Below are 23,930 nucleotides of genomic sequence, written 5' to 3'. Positions count from 1 at the left end.
AGGAGGCCCCATATGTGGTTCAAGAATCTACAGCTCTACCGTCTGCACGACAGCACGCCGCTTGACGATGGCCGCCTGGCTGAATGCCTGCCTGAGCATCGATTCCGTCCCGTGTCGGGAGTGGAAGCCAAGCGAATCGGGTGGGTGCCGCCAGCGGGGCGGGACAGCGATGTGCTGGTGCATGAAGTGTCCGGACACTTCCTGATCTCGGCGCTCTATCAGGATCGTATCCTGCCATCGAGCGTCATCAAGGATGAATTGGATGAGCGAGTCGCTGAGCGTGAGGCTACTGAAGGCCGACCGCTTCGCCGGCGGGAGAAGCTGACACTCAAGGAGCAGATATACGAGGAGCTTCTGCCCCGGGCTTTCACGCGCTCAAAGCGCACTGACCTGTGGTGGAGTCACCGCAGCGGGCTGATCGCGATCAATGCAAGCACGGCCAAGCGGGCCGAAGAGGTGCTGGACCTACTGCGACAGTCTCTCGGCAGCCTCAAGGTGACGCCGTTGGCAGTCGCTCAACCACCATCACAGGTCATGACGACTTGGCTCAAGGATGTGAGTTCACGTCCGGAAGGCCTCATCGTCGGCGATGCTGTCACGCTCACGGCGCCAGGTGGTGAGGATGGCGTGCTCCGCGCCCGCCTGTACGACCTTGATGGTGAAGAGATACAGACCGCTCTCAGCCTCGGGCGCATCGTCAGCCAGATGGCCGTTGAGCTGGATGGCAAGGTAGCAATGACGCTCTGCGATGACATGTCGCTCAAGCAGATGCACTTCGCAGACGCCATCATCGATGAGGCCAACGCCCAGGATGATGACGAAGACCCGGTGCTGCGCTTGGAAGCAGACTTCGCACTGATGGCTGGCCTGCTCGACCAGGTGGCATCAGACCTCATCTCATGGATGGGTGGCGAAGCTCAGCCCGCCACGTAACCACTCAAGGAGGCCAGCATGGCCCGCGGCATCAACAAGGCGATCCTGATCGGCCATCTCGGCCAAGACCCAGAGGTGCGCTTCACCCCCAGCGGCTCAGCCGTTGCCAACATCAGCATCGCGACCACCGACAAGTGGCGTGACAAACAGACCGGCAACGTCCAGGAGCGCACCGAATGGCACCGGGTGGTGCTGTTCAACAAGACCGCCGAGATCGCCCAGCAGTACCTCAAGAAAGGCGCGCAGGTGTATATCGAGGGCCGCCTGCAGACTCGCAAGTGGACGGATCAGCAGGGCATCGAGCGCTACAGCACCGAGATCGTCGCCAACGACATGCAGATGCTCGGCGGTTCCGGTGGCGGGCAGCCATCCCAGGCACAGCGGCCGCCAGCTCAGCAGGGCTATCAGCAGCCACCCCCGCAGCAAGGTGGCTACCAGCAACCGGCGCCCGCAAGCACACACCACGGCGTAGGTCAGCCACCAGCAGGCCAGCAGCAGCCGAACAACTTCGGGGCACCGCCAGCCGGCAGCTTCGATGACTTTGATGACGAGATCCCGTTCTAGGGAATGACCATGATTCACCCGCTACTCATCGCCGCCACCTGCCTGGCGGCTTTCTTTTACCTGCTCGCCGGTGGCTGGCTCGACACACTGCTCACCAAGGGAGAGTGACCATGATCTATCTGTTCCTCGGGGTTGGTGCGCTTCTGCTCATCGTCTTAGCGCTCTGGGGTGCAGGTGCCATGGACAGCATATTAAAAGAGGACAAGCGCCAATGACTCGCGATCAACTGATGGAAAGCCTGCTGCACCTCCCTCACCCGTGGCCGCGGCCCGAGACGGACTGCAACCTGCCGACCGACAACGGCCACGGCGACCTCGAGGGTTGGATCAAGGGCCCGACCAACAACGAATGGCACTACGCATGGATCGGCGCCCATGAGCGCCGCATCGTCATCACCCGGGAACAATGGGAAGAGGCGCTGCTGGCCCGTGTGAACGCCGAGGCTCAGAGCGCATGGCAGCACGGCAACCCGAACGCACATGAGTCGGTGCGCATCGTGATAACGGAATGCAGCGAGGCGAAAGACACCAACCCGAAGGATGCGATCGGGGCCAACAAGCTACCGCTGCACTTGTGGCCAGTGCCTGCCACTGCACTGGGCTCACTGGCGCTGCTGGATGGTGCCCTGAAGTATGGCCGCACCAACTGGCGGGCCGCTGGCGTGCGGGCATCTATCTACGTGGATGCCTGCCAGCGTCACCTCGGTGCATGGTTCGAGGGGGAAGACACTGACCCCGATAGCGGCATCCACCATCTGGGCCACGCCCTCGCCTGCCTCGCCATCCTCACCGATGCACAGCATGCCGGAAAGCTCACCGATGACAGGATGCTGCCCGGCAACCTCCGCCAGCTTATCGATCAACTGACGCCCGAGGTCGAGCGCCTCAAGGAAAAGCATTCAGACAAGCATCCGCATCACTACACCATCGAGGACGCTGACCAATGAACGTCATCGACCTCTTCGCCGGTGCCGGAGGATTCAGCACCGGTGCCACTATGGCCAGCTGCAACGTGGCCTGGGCTGCCAACCACTGGCCGGATGCTGTCGAGTGGCACAGCCGCAACCATCCGAACGCAGCACACATCTGCCAGGACCTGCATCAGGCGGATTGGAGTCAGGTGCCCGCGCATGACCTGATGCTGGCGTCGCCCTGCTGCCAGGGCCACAGCAAAGCGCGAGGCAAGGCCAGCGGGAACCCTCAACACGATGCCAGTCGCTCGACTGCCTGGGCAGTGGTATCAGCTGCCGAGTATCACCGGCCGCCAGCCATCCTCGTGGAGAACGTCCCCGAGTTCCTCGATTGGCAGCTCTACCGCCCCTGGGTGCTGGCCATGCAGGCGCTGGGCTATGCCGTAAGCCCGCATGTGGTAGATGCCGCGGATCTCGGCGCCCCGCAGAACCGCATCCGAATGTTCCTGGTACTCACCCAGTCCACCCAGCCGCTCAAGCTGAACCTGCCGACACTCGATCACCTACCGGCCGCCAGCTTCATCGACTTCGAGGCAGGCCGTTGGCAACCCATCGAGAAGCCCGGGCGAGCCGCCGCCACCCTGGAGCGAGTTCGCGCTGGCCGCGCCACCCACGGCGAGCGATTCCTGATCAGTTACTACGGGAACACCAAGACAGGGCGCTCGCTGGATCGCCCCATCGGCACCATCACCACGCGCGATCGCTGGGCCATCGTCGATGGCGACCGCATGCGCATGCTCAGCCGTTGGGAATGCCGATCGGCCATGAGCTTCCCCGACACCTACCAGCTACCGGACAACCACCGCCTCGCCGTGCACCTGCTCGGCAACGCGGTATGCCCTACCCCGGTCAGCCACATCATCAAGGCGCTGCAGCAAGCCGCTTGAGCGCCTCCGGAGACACCCCGTGAAGACATCCACCAAGCACTGCCCTCATTGCGGCAGCACGGCACTGGTGCTGTACAGCAGCACCAACGAGAAGCAGTGCAGCGACTGCCACCTGATATTCGAGTGGACGCTCGATGAAGGCCAGCCGCCCTTGGTGGGGCCGGCACGCAACGTACAAGGGAGCAAGGCATGAACACTCAACTGCAGCACGATGATCCCCTCGCCTTCGCCATTCAGCAGCAGCTCACCAATGCCGACCTACGCACCGAGCTGATGGCAGAGCGCCAGCGCAGCAAGGCGCTTGAAGGCAAGCTCAAGCAGGCCGAGAAGGCCGCCAAGGAAGCGCAGCAGTACAAGGACCGCGCCGACCGACTGCGCGCCAAGCTGGATGCCACCGAGAAGCAGGCCAAGCAGATCCGCCACGAGACGAAGCAGGCACTGGACAAGGCCCGCGCAGAAGCCCGGCGAGAGAAGCAACGTGACGCAGGCAACCACGCCACCATCAAGAGTGACGACGGCAAGTGCATCGTGCAGCTGGCCTATAACCAGGTGCACATCCATGAGCCGGATCGGTGGTACATGGTCAGCAGCCAGCCGCTCAACAAGGCCGAGAAAGCCCGCGTCGTCTTCTGTGGGCTGATCGACGGCATCCGCGCCGGCGACTACGCCGAATTCGTGGAAGGTGCCATCGGCACCCTGGCCGCCAAGTGGCGCGCCGACAACCACCGGCTGCGCGTCGAAGACCTCGACCTTCCCACCAAGGTGATGCGCCGCCTTGAAGATGCCGGCATCGAGACACTGGCAGAGCTGAAGGCCGAAGACATCGAGCAGAAGCTGACGGCCATCAAGGGCATTGGGCCGGCAACGATAAAGCAAGTCATGAAGGCGGCTGCCAAGGAGGCTGCATGAGCAAGCAGATAGAGATCCAGATGGGTGCGCTGGCGCCAAGCATCACGCAGCAGCTGGCTGATCAGGGTGTGGACATCGCCCCCAGCAGATCAGAAGCGTGGGACAACCAGGCCGACGCCATTACGCGATTGATGTTCGCTGACATTCTCACGCCGTCTCAGGTAGAGAAAGCCCGGCAGCGGCTGATGAAACACATTGGGGAGATGCTGCAATGACCACTCTACGCGACATGCCGATGGTCACCATTGAGCAGAAGAACCGTTTCCGTGAGGCCGCACTTGAGGTGGAGAAGGAGCGCGATGAATTGGCGGCTCAGTTCTCCGAGATGGCGTCACTGGCCGACAGCCTGACTTTCGCCTCGAGCGAAGATGAAGCAGACGAAATCGTGCAGAAGATAGCGGGATTGGTACATGACGAAGGCAGCGCCCTCGCCCGCCGTGATGCCCTCATTAAAGCTGAGGCGCTGGAGGAGGCGGCGGATATGGCTCGCGATGAAGTCTGGCAGCAAGAGTTCGCGAGCCTTGGTCAGCTCCAGCGAGATCTGGCGAGCAAGGCCGCCGAGTACCGCAAGCAGGTGGAGGGTGAGGCATGAAAGCATACACCGTAAGAGTCGACGACCTCCCCCTCCAGTACATGAAGACAAGCAATAATCCCTTGTAAATCAATGCATATTGAGAGTCGACGACCTCGAATATCACGGCCACCCACGAGGTGGTTTTTTTGTGCCCGCAGGGAGGCCAGATGCGTCAGGTATCGCAATCAACGTGGGAGCCGCCAGCACATGGCCCGTGCCCGCAGTGTGGTGGCAGCGGCACATTCCATGGCGTCTTCCATCGTTCGCCCTGTGCTCACTGCCATGGCACCGGGTACGCCGCTGACGATGGTGAGGCGCTGCCATTGGAAGACCTGATCGTGATGATCAGTCGGCGCCGCGATCACTGGCGACAAGCACATGCCCAGCTGATGAAGGTGCCCGGCGTGCGTCAGGCCGTGGAGCAATACCAGGCGGCGCGACAGGCAGAGCAAGAACGTGAGGCCATGGGCTATGGCTCGGGCCGGTATCAAGGTGACTGATGGAGGCGACGGCAGTGAATCTTCTCACCCCCGAGGCGGTAGCCCGCCAACTGAGCATGAGCCTGAGCTGGGTCTACACCCACAAGCACCAGATTGGCTACGTGAAATTTGGAAAGTCTATCCGCTTTGAGCCGGATGCGGTGGCGGCATATGCTAGTGCCTGCCAGCGTAGCCCAGAGCATGAGGGCAACCGATGGGAATCACAGTCAGATACCGCGAAGCACGCGGGAAATGGGTCGTTACCGAAACGCATCAGGGTCAGCGACATCAATCAACGTTTGACGGGACTCGAGAAGGCGAAAGGCAAGCGCGGGAGTATGCCGCTGCACGCGAAACAGCAGTAAACGAAGCGGCGTTTCAAGGTCAGCGGATGGGCCGCGAGCGGAGGCGCACGTTTCTCGAGGGAGTAAAGCGGTGGGTCGATGAGTACGACGTTGCCAGCCAGGCAAAGGCTATCCGGCCGGTTGCGGCCTACATGGGCGAGGACGTGCTGATCGGACAAGAGACAGTGGACAAGGCCAGAGAAATGGCCAGCCACTTGAGGAAGGCAGGACGCGCTCAGAGCACAATCAACAACCACCTGCAGGTGGTAAAGCGGGTGCTCAATCTGGCGTATATCGAGTGGGGTTGGATCAATCAGCCGCTGGGCGACAAGATCCGGAAGAAAACGCCGAAGAACGAACGGCATATCTATCTGAACGCGACAGAGCTGACGCTACTGATGGAAGCGATACCGGATGCACGCGCTGTGGATAAGAAGGTGATCGCCCTGGCAGCCTTGACGGGACTGCGCCAGGGCGAACTGCTCGCACTTGAGCCTTCGAACATCCACGGTGGTCGCATCCTGCTGCGACCAGATCAAACCAAGTCCGGCAAGGCCCGGGTGGTGCCTGTACCAGAAGATGCTCGGCCATGGTTGCATGACCTGCCCTTCGATACCACCTACGCGCGGCTGAGAAAGACGTGGGAAGACGCTCGCAAAGCACTGGGCAGACCAGACCTGCGCTTTCATGATCTGCGCCATAGCTATGCAAGCATGCTGGCTCAGGCTGGCGAGAGCATGACCACGGTGCGCGACCTGCTGGGGCATTCCAGCCTGATCGTCACCAGTCGTTATTCTCACATGTTCGAGCAGGGCATTGATGAGATCGGAGCGCGGCTGCCGCGGTTGAATGCGACCGGCTGCGACCAAACTGCGACCAAGCACTAAAAGGAGGGAGCCAGAAACGCAAACAGCCGCTCGTAAGCGACTGTTTTCAAAGCTGGTGCCGGTGGTCGGACTCGAACCGACACGCCTATTAAGCGGCGGATTTTGAATCCGCTGCGTCTACCAATTCCGCCACACCGGCAACGGAGCAAAATTATACGGGACATTGCGCCAAGGTCAACGAGTTTTGGCGTCAGATCAGACACATGGAGCGCTTCCTCACACCCCACGCCGCAGCGGGCTGAGACATGCCGCCCGCAAACGGGTCTTCGCGTGGACGATGGCATTGGGTATCATGAGCGGCCTTTTTCGTCTGCCCAGACAGCCAAGGCCTCGAGAGTGTCGCAACTGACTGCCCCACCCGCAGACAGGGAGTCATGCACTCGCGACGAAAGCGCCAGTGTCTCACGGGCGGCATCTCCCCATTGTGCATGTACGCATGCCACGGAGCGCACCACGCGCCTCGTGCTATCAGAGTGTCAGGTTGGCCATGTCACGTATCGATTCCGGTGATGCCTCGGGCGTTGCCACACCTAATGACGCGCGCCCGATGCAGCGCAGCGATTACGATTTCAGTCTGCCGGATGAGCTGATTGCCCGCTATCCGTCAGAGCAGCGCAGCGATTGCCGTCTGCTGCATCTGGATGGCAAGAGCGGCGAGATCGTGCACCGCCGCTTCCCGGATCTGCTCGAGCAGCTGGAACCCGGCGATGTCGTGGTCTTCAACGACACCCGCGTGATCCCCGCGCGCCTGCATGGTCAGAAAGCCTCCGGCGGCAAGATCGAGATGCTGCTGGAGCGCCCGCTGGACGCCCATCGTGGCCTGGCGCACATCCGCTCCAGCAAGTCGCCCAAACCGGGGACCGAGCTGATCTTCGAAGGCGGCATCACGGCCGTGGTCGAAGGCCGTCAGGAGGCACTGTTCGAGCTGCGCTTCCACGGCGAGACGCCGATGATCGAGCTGCTCAACCAGCACGGCCACATGCCGCTGCCGCCTTATATCACTCGGGATGACGAGCTGTCGGATCGCGAGCGCTATCAGACGGTCTATGCCAAGCGCGATGGCGCCGTGGCCGCCCCGACGGCTGGCCTGCACTTCGATGAGCCGATCATGGCCGCCATGGCCGAGAAAGGCATCGAGACCGCCTTCGTCACCCTGCATGTGGGCGCCGGCACCTTCCAGCCGGTACGCGTCGACAGCATTCTCGAGCACCACATGCACAGCGAGTGGATCGAGGTCGGTCAGGAAGCCTGCGACAAGATCGCCCGCGCCCGCGCTGCCGGCCGCCGCGTGGTCGCCGTCGGCACCACCAGCGTGCGCTGCCTCGAGAGCGCCGCCAAGGCCCACGCTGGTGAGCTGGCCCCCTACTCCGGCGACACCGACATCTTCATCTACCCGGGCTACGAGTGGCAGGTGGTGGATCTGTTGATCACCAACTTCCATCTGCCGGAATCGACCCTGCTGATGCTGGTTTCGGCCTTCGCCGGCTACGAGCACACCATGGCGGCCTATCAGGCGGCGGTGGAAGAGCGCTACCAGTTCTTCAGCTATGGCGATGCCATGCTGCTGGAACGCGCCTGAATCCCCTCTTCCGACATGGCCCCGGCATTCGCCGAGGGCCGTGTCATGCGCAGTTAACGCGCCCCGCGCTATGCTGCGGCATAGCGACTTAGTGGCTTGATGACATAGTGGCATCGACACACCAGCTGCGGCCTGTTTCGCCGCCAAGCAAAGAGAGCACCATGCGTAAAGAATGCTTCATGAGCTTTGAAAAGCTCGCGACCGATGGCCGTGCACGTCGTGGCCGCATGACCTTCCCGCGCGGCACCGTGGAGACCCCGGCCTTCATGCCGGTGGGCACCTACGGCACCGTCAAGGGCATGACGCCGGAGTCCATCAAGGACATCGGCGCCGAGATCATCCTCGGCAACACCTTCCACCTGTGGCTGCGCCCGGGAACGGAAGTCATCGAAGCGCATGGCGATCTGCATGACTTCGCGCAGTGGGACAAGCCGATCCTGACCGATTCCGGCGGCTTCCAGGTCTTCTCGCTGGGCAAGACGCGCAAGATCACCGAACAGGGCGTTCACTTCCGCTCACCGGTCGATGGCTCCAAGGTCTTCATGGGCCCGGAAGAATCGATGGCGGTGCAGCGCTCGCTGGGCTCCGACATCGTGATGATCTTCGATGAGTGCACGCCGTATCCGGCCACCCATGATGAAGCGCGCAAGTCGATGGAGATGTCCCTGCGCTGGGCACAGCGCTCCTACGACGCGCATGGCGACTCGCCGTCGGCGCTGTTCGGCATCATCCAGGGCGGCATGTATCCGGACCTGCGCGAGAAGTCCCTCGAGGGCCTCAAGAAGATCGACTTCGACGGCTACGCCATCGGCGGCCTTTCCGTGGGCGAGCCCAAGGACGAGATGATCAAGGTCCTCGACTACCTCCCCGAGTGGATGCCGGAGGACAAGCCGCGCTATCTGATGGGCGTCGGCAAGCCGGAAGACCTGGTCGAGGGCGTGCGGCGTGGCGTCGACATGTTCGATTGCGTGATGCCGACCCGCAACGCGCGCAACGGCCACCTGTTCACGCCGACGGGCACCGTCAAGATCCGCAACGCCGTCCACAAGCATGACACCTCACCGCTGGACCCGGAGTGCGATTGCTACACCTGCACCAATTTCTCGCGCGGTTATCTGCATCACCTTGATCGCTGTGGAGAAATGCTCGGCTCGATGCTCAACACCATCCACAATCTGCGCTACTACCAGACCGTGATGGCTGGTTTGCGCGGTGCAATTGAAGCGGGTACATTGCAGGACTTCGTGGAACAGTTCTATGCCGCGCGCGGCCTGCCGGTGCCGCCGCTGGCCGACTGATCGAGGCGAATGACGACCGGGGGCCAAATCCTCCGGTCGTCTTGATATTCGACTCGAGCCAGACGTGAAGAAGAGCCTGAATCACGCTCATTGCATAACAACAGTTCACTCGTAACCTCTGGAGATACACATGCTGGAATTCCTGATTCCTGCCGCACACGCGGAAGCCGAAGCGGCTGTCGCCGGCGGCGGCGCCATCGGCCAGATCGTCATGCTGGTCGGCTTCGTGGTCATTTTCTATTTCCTGCTCTGGCGTCCGCAGTCCAAGCGCGCCAAGGAACACAAGAATCTGATCAGCAATCTGGCCAAGGGTGACGAAGTCGTCATCGGTGGTGGCCTGGTTGGCCGCATCACCAAGGTCAGCGAGCAGTTCATCACCATGGAGCTGAACGAAGGCAACGAAGTCAACGTGCAGAAGTCTGCCGTGGCTGCAGTCCTGCCGAAGGGCACCATCAAGTCCATCTGATCCCTCCTGCTGCCGGCCCCTGTGCCGGCAGCATGCTTTTCTCTCCCGCTCCACCAAGGACAGGGCTGCCATGCTCAACCGCTATCCGCTTTGGAAGTACCTGGTGATCTGCCTGGTACTTGCCGTCGGCGTGATCTACGCATTGCCGAATCTCTACCCCGAAGACCCGGCCGTGCAGATCAGTGCCGCCAGCGGCGCCGAGGCCATCGACCAGCAAGACCTCGATCGCGCCACCAGTGCCCTCGAAAACGCCGGCATCACGCCCAAGTCCGGGGAACTCAACGGTTCCACCGGCCTGATTCGCCTTACCAGCAACGACCAGCAGCTGCGCGCCAAGGAACTGATCAGCGAGACACTCGGCGATGACGCCATCGTCGCGCTGAACCTGGCCGATGCCACGCCGTCGTGGCTGGCCAGCCTCGGTGCCTCACCGATGAAGCTGGGCCTTGACCTGCGTGGCGGTGTCCACTTCCAGCTGGAAGTCGACATGGACGCCGCGGTCAAGCAGCGCCTGGAAGTCAACGCCAGTGCCATCAAGGAAACCCTGCGCGAGGAGCGTATTCGCTACCGCGGCAGCGAAGTCGACGACGGCACCCTGAGCCTGACGTTCTCCGATGAGGAAGACCGTTCGAAGGCGCGCTCACTGATCTCGCGCGACTTCCAGAACTTCGAATACGACGAGCGCGATGTCGAGCGTGGGGCCGTACTGGATCTCACCCTGACCGCCGCCGCCGTCAAGGAGATTCAGGATTACGCGGTCAATCAGAACCTGACCACGATCCGCAATCGCGTCAACGAGCTGGGCGTGTCCGAGCCGCTGGTTCAGCGCCAGGGCCCGAACCGCATCGTGGTCGAGCTGCCGGGCGTGCAGGACACGGCCGCCGCCAAGCGCGTACTGGGTGCCACCGCCAACCTCGAATTCCGTCTCGAAGCGGCCAGCGACACGCCGGCCAGCGAGATGGAGAGCTTCGCGTTCCGCAACCAGCCGAGCCGCACCGCCAACATCATGAAGGACGTGATCATCAGCGGTGACAGCGTCTCCAGCGCCAGCACCAGCTTCGATGAAAGCGGCCGTCCGCAGGTCAATATCAACCTGGACGGCACCGGTGGCTCGATCATGAACCGCGTCACGCGTGCCGCGATCGGCCGCAACATGGCGGTACTGTTCATCGAGCACAAGACCCGCACGCGCACCGTGATGGAAAACGGCGAGAAGGTCGAGAAGCGCATTCCGTACACCGAGAAGGGGCTGATCAGTCTGGCAACCATCCAGAGTGCGCTGGGCAACAGCTTCCGCATCACCGGCCTCGACTCGCCGACGGAAGCCAAGGAGCTGTCGCTGCTGCTACGCTCCGGCTCATTGGCCGCGCCGATCTACTTCGTGCAGGAACGCACCATCGGCCCGAGCCTCGGTGCCGAGAACATCTCGCGCGGCATCCTGTCCGTCGAGCTGGGCCTGCTGCTGGTCGTGCTGTTCATGCTGGCGCGCTACAAGGCCTTCGGTGTCGTCGCCAACGTGGCCCTGACCGCCAACCTGGCGATCCTGATTGCCGCGATGTCGATGCTGGGCGCCACCCTGACCCTGCCGGGTATCGCCGGTATCGTGCTGACGCTGGGCATGGCGGTGGATGCCAACGTGCTGATCTTCGAGCGTATCCGCGAGGAAATGCGCTCCAGGATGCCGCTGCATCAAGCCGTGCATACCGGCTTCGAGCGCGCCTTCACCTCCATCGTCGATGCCAACATCACCACCCTGCTGGTCGCGGTGATCCTGTTCTCCATCGGCAGTGGCCCGGTCAAGGGCTTCGCGGTGACGCTGTCCATCGGCATCCTGACGTCGATGTTCACGGCGATCATGGTCTCGCGCGGCATCATCAATCTTGCCATTGGCGGCAAGACACTCAAGAAACTCTGGATCTGAGGGGCCATCGTGATGCGACAGTTTGACTTCATGAGCAAGCGGCGCGCGGCCTTCATCGTCTCCATCGTGCTGACGATCGTGGCCATTGGCGCCCTTGTGATTCATGGCCTGAACCTGGGCCTCGATTTTACCGGCGGCACCCTGGTGGAAGTGAAATACCAGACAGCGCCGGCACTGGAAAGCGTGCGCCAGACACTGGAAGCCGCCGGCTACAAGGATGTCTCGGTCCAGACCTTCGGTGCCAGCAACGAGATTCTGGTGCGTCTGCAGCAGAGCTTCGAAGCCGGCATCGGCAATGACATCGTGGCGCATCTGCAGGCCACCGGTGACAGCGTCAACCTGATCCGCGCCGAGTTCGTCGGTGCCCAGGTCGGTGATCAGCTGCGCGATCAGTCCGGTCTCGGCATGCTGCTCGCCCTGGCCGTGGTGATGGTCTATGTGGCCTTCCGCTTCCAGTACAAGTTCGCCCTCGGTGCACTCATCTCGCTGGGTCACGACGTCATCATCCTGCTGGGCATCTTCGCCCTGTTCGGACTCGACTTCGACCTGACGGTACTGGCCGCGGTGCTGGCCGTGATCGGCTACTCATTGAACGACACCATCATCGTCTACGACCGCATTCGCGAGAACATCCGCAAATCGCGTATCGATGACATGCCGTCGATCTTCAATGACGCCATCAACGCGACGCTGTCACGCACGCTGTCCACCTCCGGCACCACCTTGCTGGTGCTGCTGGCGCTGTATTTCCTCGGCGGTGACATGATCCACAACTTCGCCATCGCACTGATCATCGGTGTGGTCGCGGGGACCTTCTCGTCCATCTACGTGGCAGCGGCGCTGTTGCTGGTGGTCGGCCTGAAGCGTGTGGATCTGATCCCCCCGCCCAAGGAGCAGTTCGAGGACGGCGCGCCGTAAGCGTCTCGCTCCTCCATCAGAGACAGACCGCCAGGCACGGATCGCCAGGCACAAAAAAACCCCACCTCATGCGAGGTGGGGTTTTTTCGTTCTCCAGACGGCCCCGAAGGCTGTCAGGTCACGTCGTCTTGCAGGGGCTTACAGGTGCGGCTGCATGGTCTGCGCCAGCGCCTTGTACAGACGCGCGCCAGCGGCCATCAGGGTGCCTTCGGCAACCACGACCGGCGTGCCGTCGGCACTGCCTGCCAGTGCGCCACATTCCTTCAGGAACAGGCTGACGATCTCGCTGTCACCGGCATCCAGACCCAGCACATAGACGGCGTCGACACGGCCGGAGGCCAGCTCGAGCACGTCCAGTAGCGCACAACCGCTGGTGCGCAGCATCTCGACCTGCGGGCCGACCTGCTGAACGATGGAGAGGTAGGTCGGCAGGTGACGCGGACGCTGCCAGCTTTCCGGCAGGCCCATCGCCAGACGCGCACCTTCGATGGAGGTGGCGTTGGTCACGCGGATACGGTGACCGGAGTGCTGGGCACCACGACCGCGGCTGACGATATACTCTTCGTCAGTGAACGGTGCGATGACCACGGCGTGCTCGGCACGGCCCTTGAACAGGCAGACCACGGACAGCGCGAAGCCGGAGGCTGCGGATGCCAGGTTGGAGTAACCGTGCACCGGCTCGATGCGCCAGTGGTAGTCAGAGCCCTGACCTTCACCATCGCGATGGTCGGTATAACGGCCGGAGAGACCGTGTTGCGGATAACCGCGCTCCAGCTGACGCACGATGTGCGCTTCGGCGCGACGTGCAGTGTCTGCAATGAAGGTGTCGAGATCGTTGTCGCCACGGGCGACTTCGATACGTTCACGAGCACGGACGAACTGCTCTGCGGCACCGCGTGCAGCACGCAGCGCAAATTGGACCATCGGATGCATGATCAAGGCCTTGACGAGTCGGGAGCTGTTAAAGAACGGGTGCCACGGCGCGTGAGATATCAACGCGGCGCAACACGGATCGAGCGAAACTGGGTGCAATCGGATCAGGTGGTCATGTAGCCCGCACAGGAATCCTGATACGGCGCGGGGCGCGCTGCATAGTGCAATGTATGCAGGCTGCCAGCCGCCACAGCACGTGGCGCCAGCGAGGGCGAACACATGTTGCGACATGACGGGATGGCGTAGTCTACCAGAGCTCGGCTCGAGCTGCCATTGCCTGCGGCCACCCTCTGCCTGCACGTCGCCTCCCTGCGCCCTGCCCGCGCGCGCCTCCCTCGCGCCGCGCTTGCCCTCAACACCGGCGGGAAACTGCTCCCTGACGCGGCTTCATGCTAGGATACCGGGTCCTGACGCGCGATTTATCGCTGAGTCTGCGTATGCGGATCACACACTGCGCCAGCCGCGTCGACCGACCCGCCCTTCAATTGCTATCCTGGAAGTCCTCATGCTTGAACGTCTGCGCATTGTCCTGATTGGCACCAGCCACCCCGGCAACATTGGTGGTGCAGCCCGCGCCATGCTCAATATGGGCCTGGCCGATCTCGCACTGGTCGCGCCGCGATGTCAGGTGCAATGCCAGGAATCCGCCTCACGCGCCTCGGGTGCCGATGCACTCGTCGCCAGCGCCTCGGTGCACGAGACGCTGGAAGAGGCCGTGGCGGATTGCAGCCTGGTGGTCGGCTGCAGCGCACGTTCGCGCAACCTGCCGTGGCCGATGATCACGCCGCGCGCCTTCGCAGCCACCCTGGCAGATGAAACCCGCCTGCCGGATGCCCGCGTGGCCATCGTCTTCGGCCGCGAGGATTCCGGGCTCTCCAATGAAGAGCTGCAGCGCTGTCACCGTCACGTGCACATCCCGACCAATCCGGATTTCAGCTCGCTGAATCTGGCCGCGGCGGTGCAGGTGCTGGCCTATGAGTGCCGCCAGGCGTGGCTGGCCGACCAGGAAGCCGCCGGCGAGACGCCGCGTGCCGAGGATGACCAGCCGTTCGGTATCGACTGGGACAGCCCGCTGGCCAGCCATGCCGACCTCGAGCGCCTGTTCGAGCATCTCGAGAAGACACTTATCAGCGTCGACTTCCTCGATCCGGAACAGCCGCGCCAGTTGATGGCACGCCTGCGTCGCCTCTATCTGCGCGCACGTCCGGACAGCATGGAAATCAACATTCTGCGCGGCATTCTTTCCGCGGTGGACAAGCAGGTTCGCCTGGCACAAGCCGACACGGCCAACCGCACTTCCTGAGGACACGCCATGTTCACTCGACTGCGTGAAGACATCGATAGCGTGTTTGCCCGTGATCCGGCGGCGCGCAACTTCTTTGAAGTCCTGACCAACTATCCGGGCCTGCATGCACTGGTGGCCCATCGCATCAATCACTGGCTATGGTGCCACAACGCCAAATGGCTGGCGCGCACCGGCTCGACCCTGATGCGCTGGTTGACCGGCATCGAGATCCACCCGGGCGCCACCATCGGTCGCCGCTTCTTCATCGACCACGGCATGGGCGTCGTGATCGGCGAGACTGCCCTGATCGGCGATGACGTGACCCTCTATCACGGCGTCACTCTCGGCGGCACCACCTGGAACGCCGGCAAGCGCCACCCGACCCTCGGCGACGGTGTCATCGTCGGTGCCGGTGCCAAGATTCTCGGCCCGTTCACCGTCGGTGCCGGCGCCAAGGTCGGCTCCAATGCCGTGGTCACGCGTGAAGTGCCTGCCGGTGCCACCGTCGTCGGCATTCCCGGCAAGATCGTCAAGCGCGCCGAGCCGGATGTGGCGGAGGAGCCGTCGGTCGACCCGGAAAGCCGCGAGGCCATGAAGGAGAAGTTCGGCTTTGACGCCTATGGCATGGGCCAGGACATGCCCGACCCGGTCGCGCGCTCCATGCATGCGATGCTCGATCACATGCATGCCGTGGACAAGCGCATCGAACAGATGTGCGGCACGCTGCGCAAGCTGGATGCCAGCTATCGCGCCGGGCGCCTGCCCGAGCTCGACGATGCCGACTTCGCCCAGCTGATCGATGAACTAGGGCCCTGCGGTGGCGAGACGGCCGTCGCTGACGTGGCCGCGGCCCAGGGCAGCACCTCGCCCAAGGCTCGGGCAGCCTCCAGTTCCGAGCAGACCTCGACCCAAGGGTCATCGACTGGGCACTCGCCGACCGAGCAGGCAAGCGATACTCAGGAACCCGCCGAACGTCAGCATGGCTAAAGTTGACCAATTCAGTCGGGATTGACCCCGCCAGACCACCCCACCATAATGGGGCGCATTGAGACGCCGTCTCGCCAGAGGCGGCGACTATGCCCGGCCTCGTCCTCAACGTCGCAGGCTCCATCTGCTCACGGACTCTGTCATGCGCCTGACCACCAAGGGACGCTACGCCGTCACCGCGATGCTCGATCTGGCCCTGCATGCCAGCTGCGGCCCGACCTGTCTGGCCGATATTTCCGAACGCCAAGGCATCTCGCTGTCGTATCTGGAGCAACTGTTTGCGCGTCTGCGGCGTGCAGGTCTGGTCAAGAGCGTGCGTGGTCCCGGTGGCGGTTATCTACTGGATACCGAACTCGAGACCACCTCGGTGGCGTGCATCATCGACGCCGTCAACGAGTCAGTTGATGCCACACGCTGTCAGGGAATGTCGGACTGTCAGGCCGGTGACACCTGCCTGACGCACCACCTGTGGTGTGATCTGTCCGACGAGATCCACGGCTTCCTCGACGGCATCAGCCTGGCCGACCTGGTCGCGCGCGAAGAGATTCGCCAGATCGCCAGTCGCCAGCGCAAGGCATGCGAGCCGACACCGATCACCGTCATGCAAGGCAGCTGAGCCACGTTTGCCAGGCTGAGCAGGCCAGGCGATGCTCGCCGCGCCCCGCCGCCCTCGAGATCGCCTTCATCACGTTCACCGTCATCACTGTCTGTCGTGTCTTCAGGAAGTCACCATGTCCCAGCCGATCTACCTTGACTATGCCGCCACCACGCCCGTCGACCCGCGCGTCGCCGAGCTGATGATGCGTCACCTGACGCAGGACGGCACCTTCGCCAACCCGGCCTCGCGCAGTCACATGCCGGGCTGGCTGGCCGAGCAGGCCGTCGAGGGTGCGCGTCGTCAGGTCGCCGATCTGATCGGTGCCGACCCGCGCGAGATCGTCTGGACCAGCGGTGCCACCGAAGCCGACAACCTGGCGCTGACCGGCTACATGCGTGCCAATGCCGCGCGCGGCCGCCATCTGATCACCTCGACCATCGAGCACAAGGCGATTCTGGATACCGCCAGTGCACTGGAAGCGGAAGGCTTCGAGGTCACGCGCATCGCCCCGCAGCCTGACGGGCGCATCAGCCCGGACAGCCTGCGCGACGCCCTGCGCAGCGATACCATCCTGGTATCGCTGATGGCGGTGAACAACGAGCTGGGCAGCCTGAATGACCTGGAGGCGCTGGGCGACATCGCCCACTCGCATGGTGCGGCCTTCCATGTCGATGCCGCCCAGGCGCCCGGCAAGGTGCAGATCGATGTCAGCCGTCAGCCCATCGACCTGCTGTCGCTGTCCGCCCACAAGGCCTACGGCCCCAAGGGCATCGGTGCGCTGTACGTGCGTCGCCAGCCGCAGATCAAGGTCGATGCCCTGATCCACGGCGGTGGTCATGAGCGCGGCATGCGTTCCGGCACCCTGCCGACCCATCAGATCGTCGGCATGGGCGAGGCCTACCGTCTGAGCGCCGGGCAGTTCGACGCCGACCACCAGCACCTCGTCGCGCTGCGTGACCAGTTCGTCGCCGGGCTTGCCGGCCTTGAAGGCGTGCACTTCAATACCGATATAGAGGTCAGCGCGCCCAACATCGTCAATCTCGCCTTCGAGGGCGTGGATGGCGAGGCGATGCTGATGGCGCTGCGCGGCATCGCGATTTCCACCGGTTCGGCCTGCAATTCCGCCAGTGTCGAACCGTCGTTCGTCCTCACCGGCATCGGGGTGCCCCGTCCACTGGCGCTGGCGTCATTGCGCTTCAGCTTCGGACGTTTCACCACCGCCACCGACATTGAATCCGCGCTCGGCGAACTCAGGCATGCCCTGATCTCGCTGCGCGCCTGACCCGGGAGACTGCTCATGGCACACCTGTCGATTTCCCCCTCCGCCGCCGACCAGATCCGCGTCGTGCTGGCCGAGCGCGGCCACGGCCTTGGCCTGCGTGTCTCGGTCAAGCCCAGCGGCTGCTCCGGCTACAGCTACGTGCTCGACTTCGCCGACGAGGCCAACGAGGAAGACGCCGTCTTCGTCGATCACGGCGCCACCGTCTATGTCGACACCGAAGCCCTCACCGTGCTCGACGGCTCCGAAGTGGATTACGTCAAGGACGGCCTGAACCGCTACTTCCGCTTCAACAACCCCAACGTCAAGGACGAGTGTGGTTGTGGCGAGAGCTTCAGCGTGTAGACCAGGCTTCAGCGTCCAAGCCAGACCTCAACGTCTGAGCCGACCCTCAGCGCCTCGCCAGCCCATGCCGACGAGGCGCTTGCCATCTGCGCGTCATGCGACTCAGGCATGATGGATGCAGCCGGTGGCACTTGCCGCTATAATGCCGCCCACTTTTGTCGCGCGCATGCCGACAGAGCCCGTTTTCCGCCGTGCGGCATCTGCCGTGCGGCTCTTCAAAGCTTGTCTCAGGAGATTCACCATGACTCAGCGTACTCTGTCCATCATCAAGCCGGATGCCGTTGCCAAGAACGTGATCGGCGAAATCTACTCTCGCTTCGAGAAGGCCGGTCTGCAGATCGTCGCTTCCAAGATGGTTCACCTGTCCAAGGAACAGGCCGAAGGCTTCTACGCTGAGCACAGCGAACGTGGCTTCTTCGGTGAGCTGGTCGGCTTCATGACTTCCGGCCCGGTCATGATCCAGGTGCTGGAAGGCGAAGACGCCATCACCAAGAACCGCGACCTGATGGGCGCTACCAACCCGAAGGAAGCTGAAGCCGGCACCATCCGTGCAGACTTCGCCACTTCCATCGACGCCAACGCCGTTCACGGTTCTGACGCGCCGGAATCTGCCGCTCGCGAAATCGCCTACTTCTTCGGCGACAACGAAATCTGCCCGCGCGGTTGATTTCGCCTTGTACGACTGAGAAGCCCAGCCCTTCGGGGCACGCGTCTCTCTGCCGTGCATGACACGACGGCCCTGCCTGCGAGGCGGGGCCGTCGTGGTATCGGACGTGCTGAAGCGCCGCGCGACAGCATGCATCTCCTGAAGCAGATTCGACGCTTGAGCAGGTCCGATACGCTTTTCTGAAAGCCGCTGCAGCGCCCTCTCCCCACGCCATGTGACGCCCACGCGCACTGCGCTGATGACGAGAGCCTCTTGAGGTCTGCGAGCCATCGCCACCTCCGCTGACAGCGTCGCCCTGCAGACGTCTATCCTTTGTGAGACGCCTGCCCATCCCTGACACGACCGGCCCATACCATGACTGATACCACTGCAACTGCCACCGATGCCGCGGCGCCTGCCGCCGTCAAGCTCACCAACCTGCTGGGCCTGCCGCGCCCGGCGATGGAAGCCTTCTTCGAGAGCATCGGCGAGAAGAAATTCCGTGCCACCCAGGTGATGAAATGGATTCACCAGGAAGGCGTCGACAGCTTCGACGAGATGACCAACCTGGCAAAGCCGCTGCGCGAGCGCCTCAAGCAGGTCGCCGAGATCCGTGCGCCGGGCATCGTCTATGAAGGCGAGTCCAAGGACGGGACCCGCAAGTGGGTATTGGAAGTCAGCGATGGCAGCTACGTCGAGACCGTGCTGATCCCCTCCGAGAACGGCAACCGTCGCACCCTGTGCGTGTCTTCCCAGGTCGGTTGCTCGCTGGACTGCAGCTTCTGCTCCACCGGCAAGCAGGGCTTCGAGCGTGACCTGACCGCCGCCGAGATCATCGGCCAGGTATGGGTCGCCACCCGTGGCGCCGAAGACCGCAAGGACACCCGCAAGCGTCCGGTCACCAACGTGGTGATGATGGGCATGGGCGAGCCGCTGATGAACTACGACAACGTCGTGCCGGCGATGAAGCTGATGCTGGATGACAACGCCTATGGCCTGTCCAAGCGTCGCGTCACCCTCTCCACCTCCGGTGTGGTGCCCAAGCTGGACCAGCTCGGTGACGAGATGGATGTCAGCCTGGCGATCTCGCTGCACGCGGCCAACGATGAACTGCGCAACGTGCTGGTGCCGATCAACCGCAAGTGGAACATTCGCGCGCTGCTCGACTCCTGCCATCGCTACCTGGCCAAGTGTGACGACGCACGTATCGTCACCATCGAGTACACCCTGATCAAGGACGTCAACGACCAGATCAAGCACGCCGAGGAACTGGCCGCGCTGCTCGACGAGCTGCCGTGCAAGATCAACCTGATCCCGTTCAACCCGTTCCCGCATTCCGGTTACGAGAAGCCGTCACGCAACCAGGTGATGCGCTTCCAGCAGCGTCTCTATGAGCTGGGCTATACCGCACCGGTGCGCGCGACGCGTGGCGATGACATCGACGCCGCCTGTGGCCAGCTGGTCGGTCAGGTCAAGGATCGCACCCGTCGCGCCGAGCGTTACATCAACGCCATCCAGCTCGACGCCGACTGAGCGGCTGCCAGCCCTGATCTGACGCTATCGCCATGGCCATGCGCCGCCCTGCCACCTTGACTTGTGGCAGGTGCGGCGCTTTGATGGGGGCGCTTTTGTTGCCTGCCGCGACCCTCGCCCGCAGGCACATCATGAGCCTTCATTCACGCGAGGATTGCATGCCGAGTCGTCTGCCCCGTCATCGCACCAATGAGCATGACCCTGTCGCGCATGACACTGCCGCACAGGGCCCCTGTCAGCATGATTCCCACACCCGCTCCGCTGCTCGCGGCATCACTCGCCGCACCAGAGCCCTGCTGCTGTGCCTCGGGCTTGCCGGCCTGACCCTCGCAGGCTGCGCGACACGCGTGGAAACCAACGACCCCTACGCTCCGCCGGATGACAACAAGGCCTCGAATGCCTACGTGGAACTCGGAGAGGCCTATCTGGGTCGTAATCAGCTGCAACGCGCCGACAGCGCCTTCCAGAAGGCACTCAAGCTGCAGAGCAACAATGCCGAGGCCAAGGCCGGACTGGCGATGATCTACCAGCGCCAGGGTGAGAATGTGCTCGCCGATGACTATTTCAATCAGGCCATTTCCAGCGATCCGTCCTTTACCCGTGCGCGCAACAACTACGCGGCCTTTCTCTATTCTCGCGGTGAATACGTCGAGGCCTGTCGGCAGCTCGAGATCGCGGCAGAAGACCTGACCTACGACAACCGTGGCCAGCTCTATACCAATCTGGGGCGCTGTCAGTTGCAGCTGGGCAAGACCAGCGAGGCCGCGAAGAGTTTCGAACGCGCCGTCAAGATCAACCCGCGTGAGTCAGAGGCCTGGTTGGCGGTGGCACGCATGTCGCATGACGCCGGCGACAATGACGCGGCCCAGTCGGCGCTGAGCCGCTACTTCCGTCTGGCAGGTACCGATAGCGACAGTCTCGCTCTGGCCGTCGATGTGGCCACCGCACGCGGCGACAACCGTCTGGCAGATCTCTACAGCCGTCAGCTGGAGCAGGTCATGACACGGGAATCCGGTCGCGCGGTGATTCGCACTCCCTGAGCGAGGCGCAATGACGCCACTGATGGCGCCACCTCGTGGGCGGGGTCGCTGCAAGCAGGACCGAGAAGACCGAAATGCCGGTGAAAATCTCGGCGCGGGCTTGGTATAGTGCCGACGCGGACGAACATATGTTCGTGCGCGTCGATTGGCATGGGGGTCATCGCTTTTCACGCTGCTCACTCGCACGATGACCGACGAGTCGTGCAGCACCCGGCCAATCGCGCGATAGCATCAGTCAGCATGCTCCAGCGTCAGTATCAGGAGCAGTTCCCGCAGTACCGGAAGAGCGCCCGGATGTGCGTTCGGTAGTCAGTTTTTCCTTACAAGGATGCGCCATGAGCGAACATCAACCCGCCCCTGATCAGCACGCCAGTGATTCACTGCCTGGCACGCGCCTCAAGCTGGAGCGCGAGCATCAGGGGTTGTCGCGTGATGAGGTGGCGACACAGCTCAACCTGCGCCCCAGCCTGGTCGATGATCTGGAACGCGACCACTACGACCAGATTCCCATTGCCGCGTATCGTCGCGGCTATCTGCGTGCCTATGCCCGTCTGCTGGGCATGGACGAGAAAGCGATCGTCGGGCAGTACAATGCCCAGTTCGGCACTACCGAAGCCGAGCGCTACACTCCCAGCTCCACACCGTCGGTGCGCCCGCCGGGCAAGATGGGCAAGTACCTGTTCCGCCTCGTCAGCCTGCTGGTCATCGCTGGCCTGATCGGCCTCAGCTACGTGTGGTGGCAGAGTGGCGATTATGGCCGCACCTCGCCGGCCGAAACCTCCGCCCTCGAAGGTGGCAGCGATGCGGACAACGACGCACCGGTCGTGAACGCCGATGGCTCCATCGAGCTTTCGCTCTCGCAGTCCTCTGCCAGTGAAACGGCGCCGCCCTCCACTGCTACCGGTGATGCATCTTCCGTCGAGGCAGCAGCCTCGTCCGAGGCCACAGCGCAGAGTGCTGACGCGCTCGATACGAGCGCAACTGCCGCCGCGCCGGGCGCTGCAGAGGCTGGCACGTCAGCATCTGGCGCTGCCACCGATAGCACCGCTGACGCCGATGCCAGTGCCGCCTCCTCACAAGAGAGCGCAGCAGAGGACGCTGCACCGGCGGCAGACCCGCGCAAGCTCGAATTGACGTTCAACATCAATTCCTGGACCGACATCCGTGATGCCGATGGCAAGCGCCTGCTGCGCGGCAGCAACGAGGCCGGCACCAGCACGACGCTGGAGGGCAAGCCGCCCTTCACGCTGACCATCGGCAATGCCTCTGGCGTCGAATTGCGTTACATGAATGAAGCGGTCGACCTCACGCGCGTGACGCGCGGCAGTGTCGCCAAACTTACCCTCGGTGAATGATCCGGAATCCCATGCATAGTCACTCCCCCATCAAGCGCCGCGTCTCGCGCAAGATTCATGTCGGCAATGTGGCCGTCGGCGGCGATGCACCGATTTCCGTGCAGAGCATGACCAACACCGATACCAACGATGTCGCCGCCACCGTCGCGCAGATCAAGCGCCTCGAGGATGCCGGTGCCGATATCGTGCGTGTCAGCGTGCCGGACATGGATGCCGCCGAAGCCTTTGGTCGCATCAAGCAGCAGAGCAACATTCCGCTGGTGGCCGATATCCACTTCGATTACAAGATCGCCCTGCGTGTGGCGGAACTTGGCGTCGACTGCCTGCGCATCAACCCGGGCAACATCGGTCGTGAAGACCGCGTGCGTGCCGTGGTCAGCGCCGCACGCGACAACGGCATCCCGATCCGCATCGGCGTCAATGCAGGCTCCCTGGAAAAGGACCTGCAGAAGAAATACGGCGAACCGACACCGGCGGCGCTGGTCGAATCTGCCATGCGTCACATCGACCATCTGGACCGCCTCGACTTCCAGGACTTCAAGGTCAGCGTCAAGGCCAGCGACGTGTTCATGGCCGTCGCCGCCTATCGTGACCTGGCGGCGCGCATCGAACAGCCGCTGCACTTGGGCATCACCGAAGCCGGCGGCCTGCGCTCGGGCACCGTCAAATCTTCCATCGGCCTGGGTATGCTGCTGATGGATGGCATCGGTGACACCATCCGCGTGTCACTGGCAGCGGACCCGGTCGAGGAGATCAAGGTCGGCTTCGACATGCTCAAGAGCCTCAAGCTGCGCGCCAAGGGCATCAACTTCATTGCCTGTCCCAGCTGCTCGCGTCAGAATTTCGACGTCATCAAGACCATGAACGAACTGGAGACACGTCTTGAAGACGTGATGACGCCGCTGAACGTCTCGGTCATCGGCTGTGTCGTCAATGGCCCCGGCGAAGCCAAGGAGACCGATGTCGGCCTGACCGGCGGCAGCCCCGCCAACCTGGTCTACCTGGACGGCAAGCCGGCCAGCAAGTTGACCAATGACACCCTGGTTGACGATCTTGAGCGACTCATCCGTGACAAGGTCGCGGAAAAAGAGGCCCGTGAGGCCGACACCATCATTCGCCAGAGCTGAGCTTGTCTCGGCTGGCTTGCGCGTCGAGAGTGACGCGCCTTCGTCTCCCCACCCGCCTGCATGACGTCATGCG

General features: G+C 63.0%; 26 protein-coding genes and 1 tRNA gene. 25 read left to right on the top strand and 2 right to left on the bottom strand.

Going from position 1 to position 23,930, the window contains the following annotated elements; all coding sequences use genetic code 11:
- The first annotated feature begins 12 nt into the window (after positions 1-12).
- The 10 genes from MKZ40_RS00545 (at position 13) to MKZ40_RS00500 (ending at position 6,547) form a co-directional block, all read left to right on the top strand.
- On the top strand, positions 13-933 hold the full coding sequence (locus MKZ40_RS00545; RefSeq protein WP_175089159.1) for a recombination-associated protein RdgC: 921 nt from the start codon (positions 13-15) through the stop codon (positions 931-933).
- 18 nt (positions 934-951) lie between these two features.
- Positions 952-1,497 carry a single-stranded DNA-binding protein gene (ssb, locus tag MKZ40_RS00540; protein ID WP_175089158.1) on the top strand — a complete coding sequence of 182 codons (546 nt, stop codon included), beginning with the start codon at positions 952-954 and terminating at the stop codon, positions 1,495-1,497.
- A gap of 211 nt (positions 1,498-1,708) precedes the next feature.
- Positions 1,709-2,443: a dATP/dGTP diphosphohydrolase domain-containing protein gene (locus tag MKZ40_RS00535; RefSeq protein ID WP_175089157.1), complete on the top strand. Its 735-nt coding sequence runs from the start codon at positions 1,709-1,711 to the stop codon at positions 2,441-2,443.
- Positions 2,440-3,354: a DNA cytosine methyltransferase gene (locus MKZ40_RS00530; protein ID WP_175089156.1), complete on the top strand. Its 915-nt coding sequence runs from the start codon at positions 2,440-2,442 to the stop codon at positions 3,352-3,354. Before MKZ40_RS00535 ends, MKZ40_RS00530 begins: the two co-directional genes overlap by 4 nt.
- A 19-nt stretch (positions 3,355-3,373) precedes the next feature.
- A complete protein-coding gene (locus MKZ40_RS00525) occupies positions 3,374-3,547 on the top strand; it encodes a hypothetical protein (RefSeq protein WP_175089155.1) in 174 nt (57 codons plus the stop codon).
- On the top strand, positions 3,544-4,263 hold the full coding sequence (locus MKZ40_RS00520; protein ID WP_175089154.1) for a helix-hairpin-helix domain-containing protein: 720 nt from the start codon (positions 3,544-3,546) through the stop codon (positions 4,261-4,263). Before MKZ40_RS00525 ends, MKZ40_RS00520 begins: the two co-directional genes overlap by 4 nt.
- A complete protein-coding gene (locus MKZ40_RS00515; RefSeq protein WP_175089153.1) occupies positions 4,260-4,478 on the top strand; it encodes a hypothetical protein in 219 nt (72 codons plus the stop codon). The genes MKZ40_RS00520 and MKZ40_RS00515 overlap by 4 nt, the downstream gene beginning before the upstream one ends.
- A 14-nt stretch (positions 4,479-4,492) precedes the next feature.
- Positions 4,493-4,855 (top strand): hypothetical protein, encoded by a 363-nt coding sequence (locus MKZ40_RS00510; protein WP_175089152.1) that lies wholly within the window; start codon positions 4,493-4,495, stop codon positions 4,853-4,855.
- 149 nt (positions 4,856-5,004) lie between these two features.
- Positions 5,005-5,337, top strand: coding sequence for a hypothetical protein (locus tag MKZ40_RS00505; RefSeq protein WP_175089151.1), 333 nt, complete (start codon positions 5,005-5,007; stop codon positions 5,335-5,337).
- A 193-nt stretch (positions 5,338-5,530) separates the two neighbouring features.
- Positions 5,531-6,547 (top strand): site-specific integrase, encoded by a 1,017-nt coding sequence (locus MKZ40_RS00500; protein ID WP_175089150.1) that lies wholly within the window; start codon positions 5,531-5,533, stop codon positions 6,545-6,547.
- Between the two features lie 53 nt (positions 6,548-6,600).
- Here MKZ40_RS00500 and MKZ40_RS00495 read toward each other — a convergent pair.
- Positions 6,601-6,686 (bottom strand) — tRNA-Leu (locus MKZ40_RS00495).
- A gap of 408 nt (positions 6,687-7,094) precedes the next feature.
- Here MKZ40_RS00495 and queA point away from each other — a divergent pair.
- The 5 genes from queA to secF all read left to right on the top strand — a co-directional run bounded on the left by queA (position 7,095) and on the right by secF (position 12,729).
- Complete coding sequence (gene queA, locus MKZ40_RS00490; RefSeq protein ID WP_107336757.1) at positions 7,095-8,126, top strand: tRNA preQ1(34) S-adenosylmethionine ribosyltransferase-isomerase QueA; 1,032 nt, start codon at positions 7,095-7,097, stop codon at positions 8,124-8,126.
- Positions 8,127-8,287: 161 nt separating this feature from the next.
- Positions 8,288-9,424, top strand: a complete 1,137-nt coding sequence (gene tgt, locus MKZ40_RS00485; RefSeq protein WP_175089149.1) for a tRNA guanosine(34) transglycosylase Tgt — start codon at positions 8,288-8,290, stop codon at positions 9,422-9,424.
- Positions 9,425-9,554: 130 nt separating this feature from the next.
- Positions 9,555-9,890: a preprotein translocase subunit YajC gene (gene yajC / locus MKZ40_RS00480; RefSeq protein ID WP_153636512.1), complete on the top strand. Its 336-nt coding sequence runs from the start codon at positions 9,555-9,557 to the stop codon at positions 9,888-9,890.
- A 70-nt stretch (positions 9,891-9,960) separates the two neighbouring features.
- Positions 9,961-11,811: a protein translocase subunit SecD gene (gene secD, locus MKZ40_RS00475; RefSeq protein WP_175089148.1), complete on the top strand. Its 1,851-nt coding sequence runs from the start codon at positions 9,961-9,963 to the stop codon at positions 11,809-11,811.
- A 12-nt stretch (positions 11,812-11,823) separates the two neighbouring features.
- Positions 11,824-12,729, top strand: coding sequence for a protein translocase subunit SecF (gene secF, locus MKZ40_RS00470; protein ID WP_175089147.1), 906 nt, complete (start codon positions 11,824-11,826; stop codon positions 12,727-12,729).
- A 138-nt stretch (positions 12,730-12,867) separates the two neighbouring features.
- On the opposite strand, the gene MKZ40_RS00465 is transcribed toward secF, so the two are convergent.
- Positions 12,868-13,662, bottom strand: coding sequence for an inositol monophosphatase family protein (locus tag MKZ40_RS00465; RefSeq protein WP_043333816.1), 795 nt, complete (start codon positions 13,660-13,662; stop codon positions 12,868-12,870).
- A gap of 505 nt (positions 13,663-14,167) precedes the next feature.
- Between MKZ40_RS00465 and MKZ40_RS00460 the strand changes: the two genes are divergently transcribed.
- From MKZ40_RS00460 to ispG, 10 genes are all read left to right on the top strand, one after another.
- A complete protein-coding gene (locus MKZ40_RS00460; protein ID WP_175089146.1) occupies positions 14,168-14,965 on the top strand; it encodes an RNA methyltransferase in 798 nt (265 codons plus the stop codon).
- Positions 14,966-14,974: 9 nt separating this feature from the next.
- On the top strand, positions 14,975-15,934 hold the full coding sequence (gene cysE, locus MKZ40_RS00455; RefSeq protein ID WP_175089145.1) for a serine O-acetyltransferase: 960 nt from the start codon (positions 14,975-14,977) through the stop codon (positions 15,932-15,934).
- 142 nt (positions 15,935-16,076) lie between these two features.
- Positions 16,077-16,550 (top strand): Fe-S cluster assembly transcriptional regulator IscR, encoded by a 474-nt coding sequence (gene iscR, locus MKZ40_RS00450; protein ID WP_175089144.1) that lies wholly within the window; start codon positions 16,077-16,079, stop codon positions 16,548-16,550.
- 115 nt (positions 16,551-16,665) lie between these two features.
- On the top strand, positions 16,666-17,814 hold the full coding sequence (locus MKZ40_RS00445) for an aminotransferase class V-fold PLP-dependent enzyme (protein WP_175089143.1): 1,149 nt from the start codon (positions 16,666-16,668) through the stop codon (positions 17,812-17,814).
- A 15-nt stretch (positions 17,815-17,829) separates the two neighbouring features.
- The gene (locus MKZ40_RS00440; protein ID WP_166020123.1) at positions 17,830-18,156 is read left to right on the top strand and encodes an iron-sulfur cluster assembly accessory protein; all 327 of its coding nucleotides are present in this window, start codon (positions 17,830-17,832) and stop codon (positions 18,154-18,156) included.
- A gap of 241 nt (positions 18,157-18,397) precedes the next feature.
- Positions 18,398-18,823 carry a nucleoside-diphosphate kinase gene (gene ndk, locus MKZ40_RS00435; protein WP_043333812.1) on the top strand — a complete coding sequence of 142 codons (426 nt, stop codon included), beginning with the start codon at positions 18,398-18,400 and terminating at the stop codon, positions 18,821-18,823.
- Between the two features lie 354 nt (positions 18,824-19,177).
- Complete coding sequence (gene rlmN / locus MKZ40_RS00430) at positions 19,178-20,335, top strand: 23S rRNA (adenine(2503)-C(2))-methyltransferase RlmN (RefSeq protein ID WP_175089142.1); 1,158 nt, start codon at positions 19,178-19,180, stop codon at positions 20,333-20,335.
- A 131-nt stretch (positions 20,336-20,466) separates the two neighbouring features.
- A complete protein-coding gene (gene pilW, locus MKZ40_RS00425; RefSeq protein WP_175089141.1) occupies positions 20,467-21,375 on the top strand; it encodes a type IV pilus biogenesis/stability protein PilW in 909 nt (302 codons plus the stop codon).
- A gap of 335 nt (positions 21,376-21,710) precedes the next feature.
- Positions 21,711-22,730: a RodZ domain-containing protein gene (locus MKZ40_RS00420; protein WP_175089140.1), complete on the top strand. Its 1,020-nt coding sequence runs from the start codon at positions 21,711-21,713 to the stop codon at positions 22,728-22,730.
- Positions 22,731-22,741: 11 nt separating this feature from the next.
- Entirely contained in the window at positions 22,742-23,857 is a 1,116-nt protein-coding gene (ispG, locus tag MKZ40_RS00415) for a flavodoxin-dependent (E)-4-hydroxy-3-methylbut-2-enyl-diphosphate synthase (RefSeq protein WP_043333809.1), read from the top strand.
- The last annotated feature ends 73 nt before the right edge of the window (positions 23,858-23,930 follow it).

It is taken from the genome of Cobetia sp. BMC6, from assembly GCF_029991385.1.
Classification (GTDB): Bacteria; Pseudomonadota; Gammaproteobacteria; order Pseudomonadales; family Halomonadaceae; genus Cobetia.
This window is presented reverse-complemented; position numbering and strand designations above follow the sequence as displayed.

Bases quoted from the DNA above. Each gene is read 5' to 3' on its own strand.
- MKZ40_RS00545 (WP_175089159.1), top strand. From the start codon at position 13: ATGTGGTTCAAGAATCTACAGCTCTACCGTCTGCACGACAGCACGCCG.
- ssb (WP_175089158.1), top strand. From the start codon at position 952: ATGGCCCGCGGCATCAACAAGGCGATCCTGATCGGCCATCTCGGCCAA.
- MKZ40_RS00535 (WP_175089157.1), top strand. From the start codon at position 1,709: ATGACTCGCGATCAACTGATGGAAAGCCTGCTGCACCTCCCTCACCCG.
- MKZ40_RS00530 (WP_175089156.1), top strand. From the start codon at position 2,440: ATGAACGTCATCGACCTCTTCGCCGGTGCCGGAGGATTCAGCACCGGT.
- MKZ40_RS00520 (WP_175089154.1), top strand. From the start codon at position 3,544: ATGAACACTCAACTGCAGCACGATGATCCCCTCGCCTTCGCCATTCAG.
- MKZ40_RS00515 (WP_175089153.1), top strand. From the start codon at position 4,260: ATGAGCAAGCAGATAGAGATCCAGATGGGTGCGCTGGCGCCAAGCATC.
- MKZ40_RS00510 (WP_175089152.1), top strand. From the start codon at position 4,493: ATGCCGATGGTCACCATTGAGCAGAAGAACCGTTTCCGTGAGGCCGCA.
- MKZ40_RS00505 (WP_175089151.1), top strand. From the start codon at position 5,005: ATGCGTCAGGTATCGCAATCAACGTGGGAGCCGCCAGCACATGGCCCG.
- MKZ40_RS00500 (WP_175089150.1), top strand. From the start codon at position 5,531: ATGGGAATCACAGTCAGATACCGCGAAGCACGCGGGAAATGGGTCGTT.
- queA (WP_107336757.1), top strand. From the start codon at position 7,095: ATGCAGCGCAGCGATTACGATTTCAGTCTGCCGGATGAGCTGATTGCC.
- tgt (WP_175089149.1), top strand. From the start codon at position 8,288: ATGCGTAAAGAATGCTTCATGAGCTTTGAAAAGCTCGCGACCGATGGC.
- yajC (WP_153636512.1), top strand. From the start codon at position 9,555: ATGCTGGAATTCCTGATTCCTGCCGCACACGCGGAAGCCGAAGCGGCT.
- secD (WP_175089148.1), top strand. From the start codon at position 9,961: ATGCTCAACCGCTATCCGCTTTGGAAGTACCTGGTGATCTGCCTGGTA.
- secF (WP_175089147.1), top strand. From the start codon at position 11,824: ATGCGACAGTTTGACTTCATGAGCAAGCGGCGCGCGGCCTTCATCGTC.
- MKZ40_RS00465 (WP_043333816.1), bottom strand. From the start codon at position 13,662: ATGCATCCGATGGTCCAATTTGCGCTGCGTGCTGCACGCGGTGCCGCA.
- MKZ40_RS00460 (WP_175089146.1), top strand. From the start codon at position 14,168: ATGCTTGAACGTCTGCGCATTGTCCTGATTGGCACCAGCCACCCCGGC.
- cysE (WP_175089145.1), top strand. From the start codon at position 14,975: ATGTTCACTCGACTGCGTGAAGACATCGATAGCGTGTTTGCCCGTGAT.
- iscR (WP_175089144.1), top strand. From the start codon at position 16,077: ATGCGCCTGACCACCAAGGGACGCTACGCCGTCACCGCGATGCTCGAT.
- MKZ40_RS00445 (WP_175089143.1), top strand. From the start codon at position 16,666: ATGTCCCAGCCGATCTACCTTGACTATGCCGCCACCACGCCCGTCGAC.
- MKZ40_RS00440 (WP_166020123.1), top strand. From the start codon at position 17,830: ATGGCACACCTGTCGATTTCCCCCTCCGCCGCCGACCAGATCCGCGTC.
- ndk (WP_043333812.1), top strand. From the start codon at position 18,398: ATGACTCAGCGTACTCTGTCCATCATCAAGCCGGATGCCGTTGCCAAG.
- rlmN (WP_175089142.1), top strand. From the start codon at position 19,178: ATGACTGATACCACTGCAACTGCCACCGATGCCGCGGCGCCTGCCGCC.
- pilW (WP_175089141.1), top strand. From the start codon at position 20,467: ATGAGCCTTCATTCACGCGAGGATTGCATGCCGAGTCGTCTGCCCCGT.
- MKZ40_RS00420 (WP_175089140.1), top strand. From the start codon at position 21,711: ATGAGCGAACATCAACCCGCCCCTGATCAGCACGCCAGTGATTCACTG.
- ispG (WP_043333809.1), top strand. From the start codon at position 22,742: ATGCATAGTCACTCCCCCATCAAGCGCCGCGTCTCGCGCAAGATTCAT.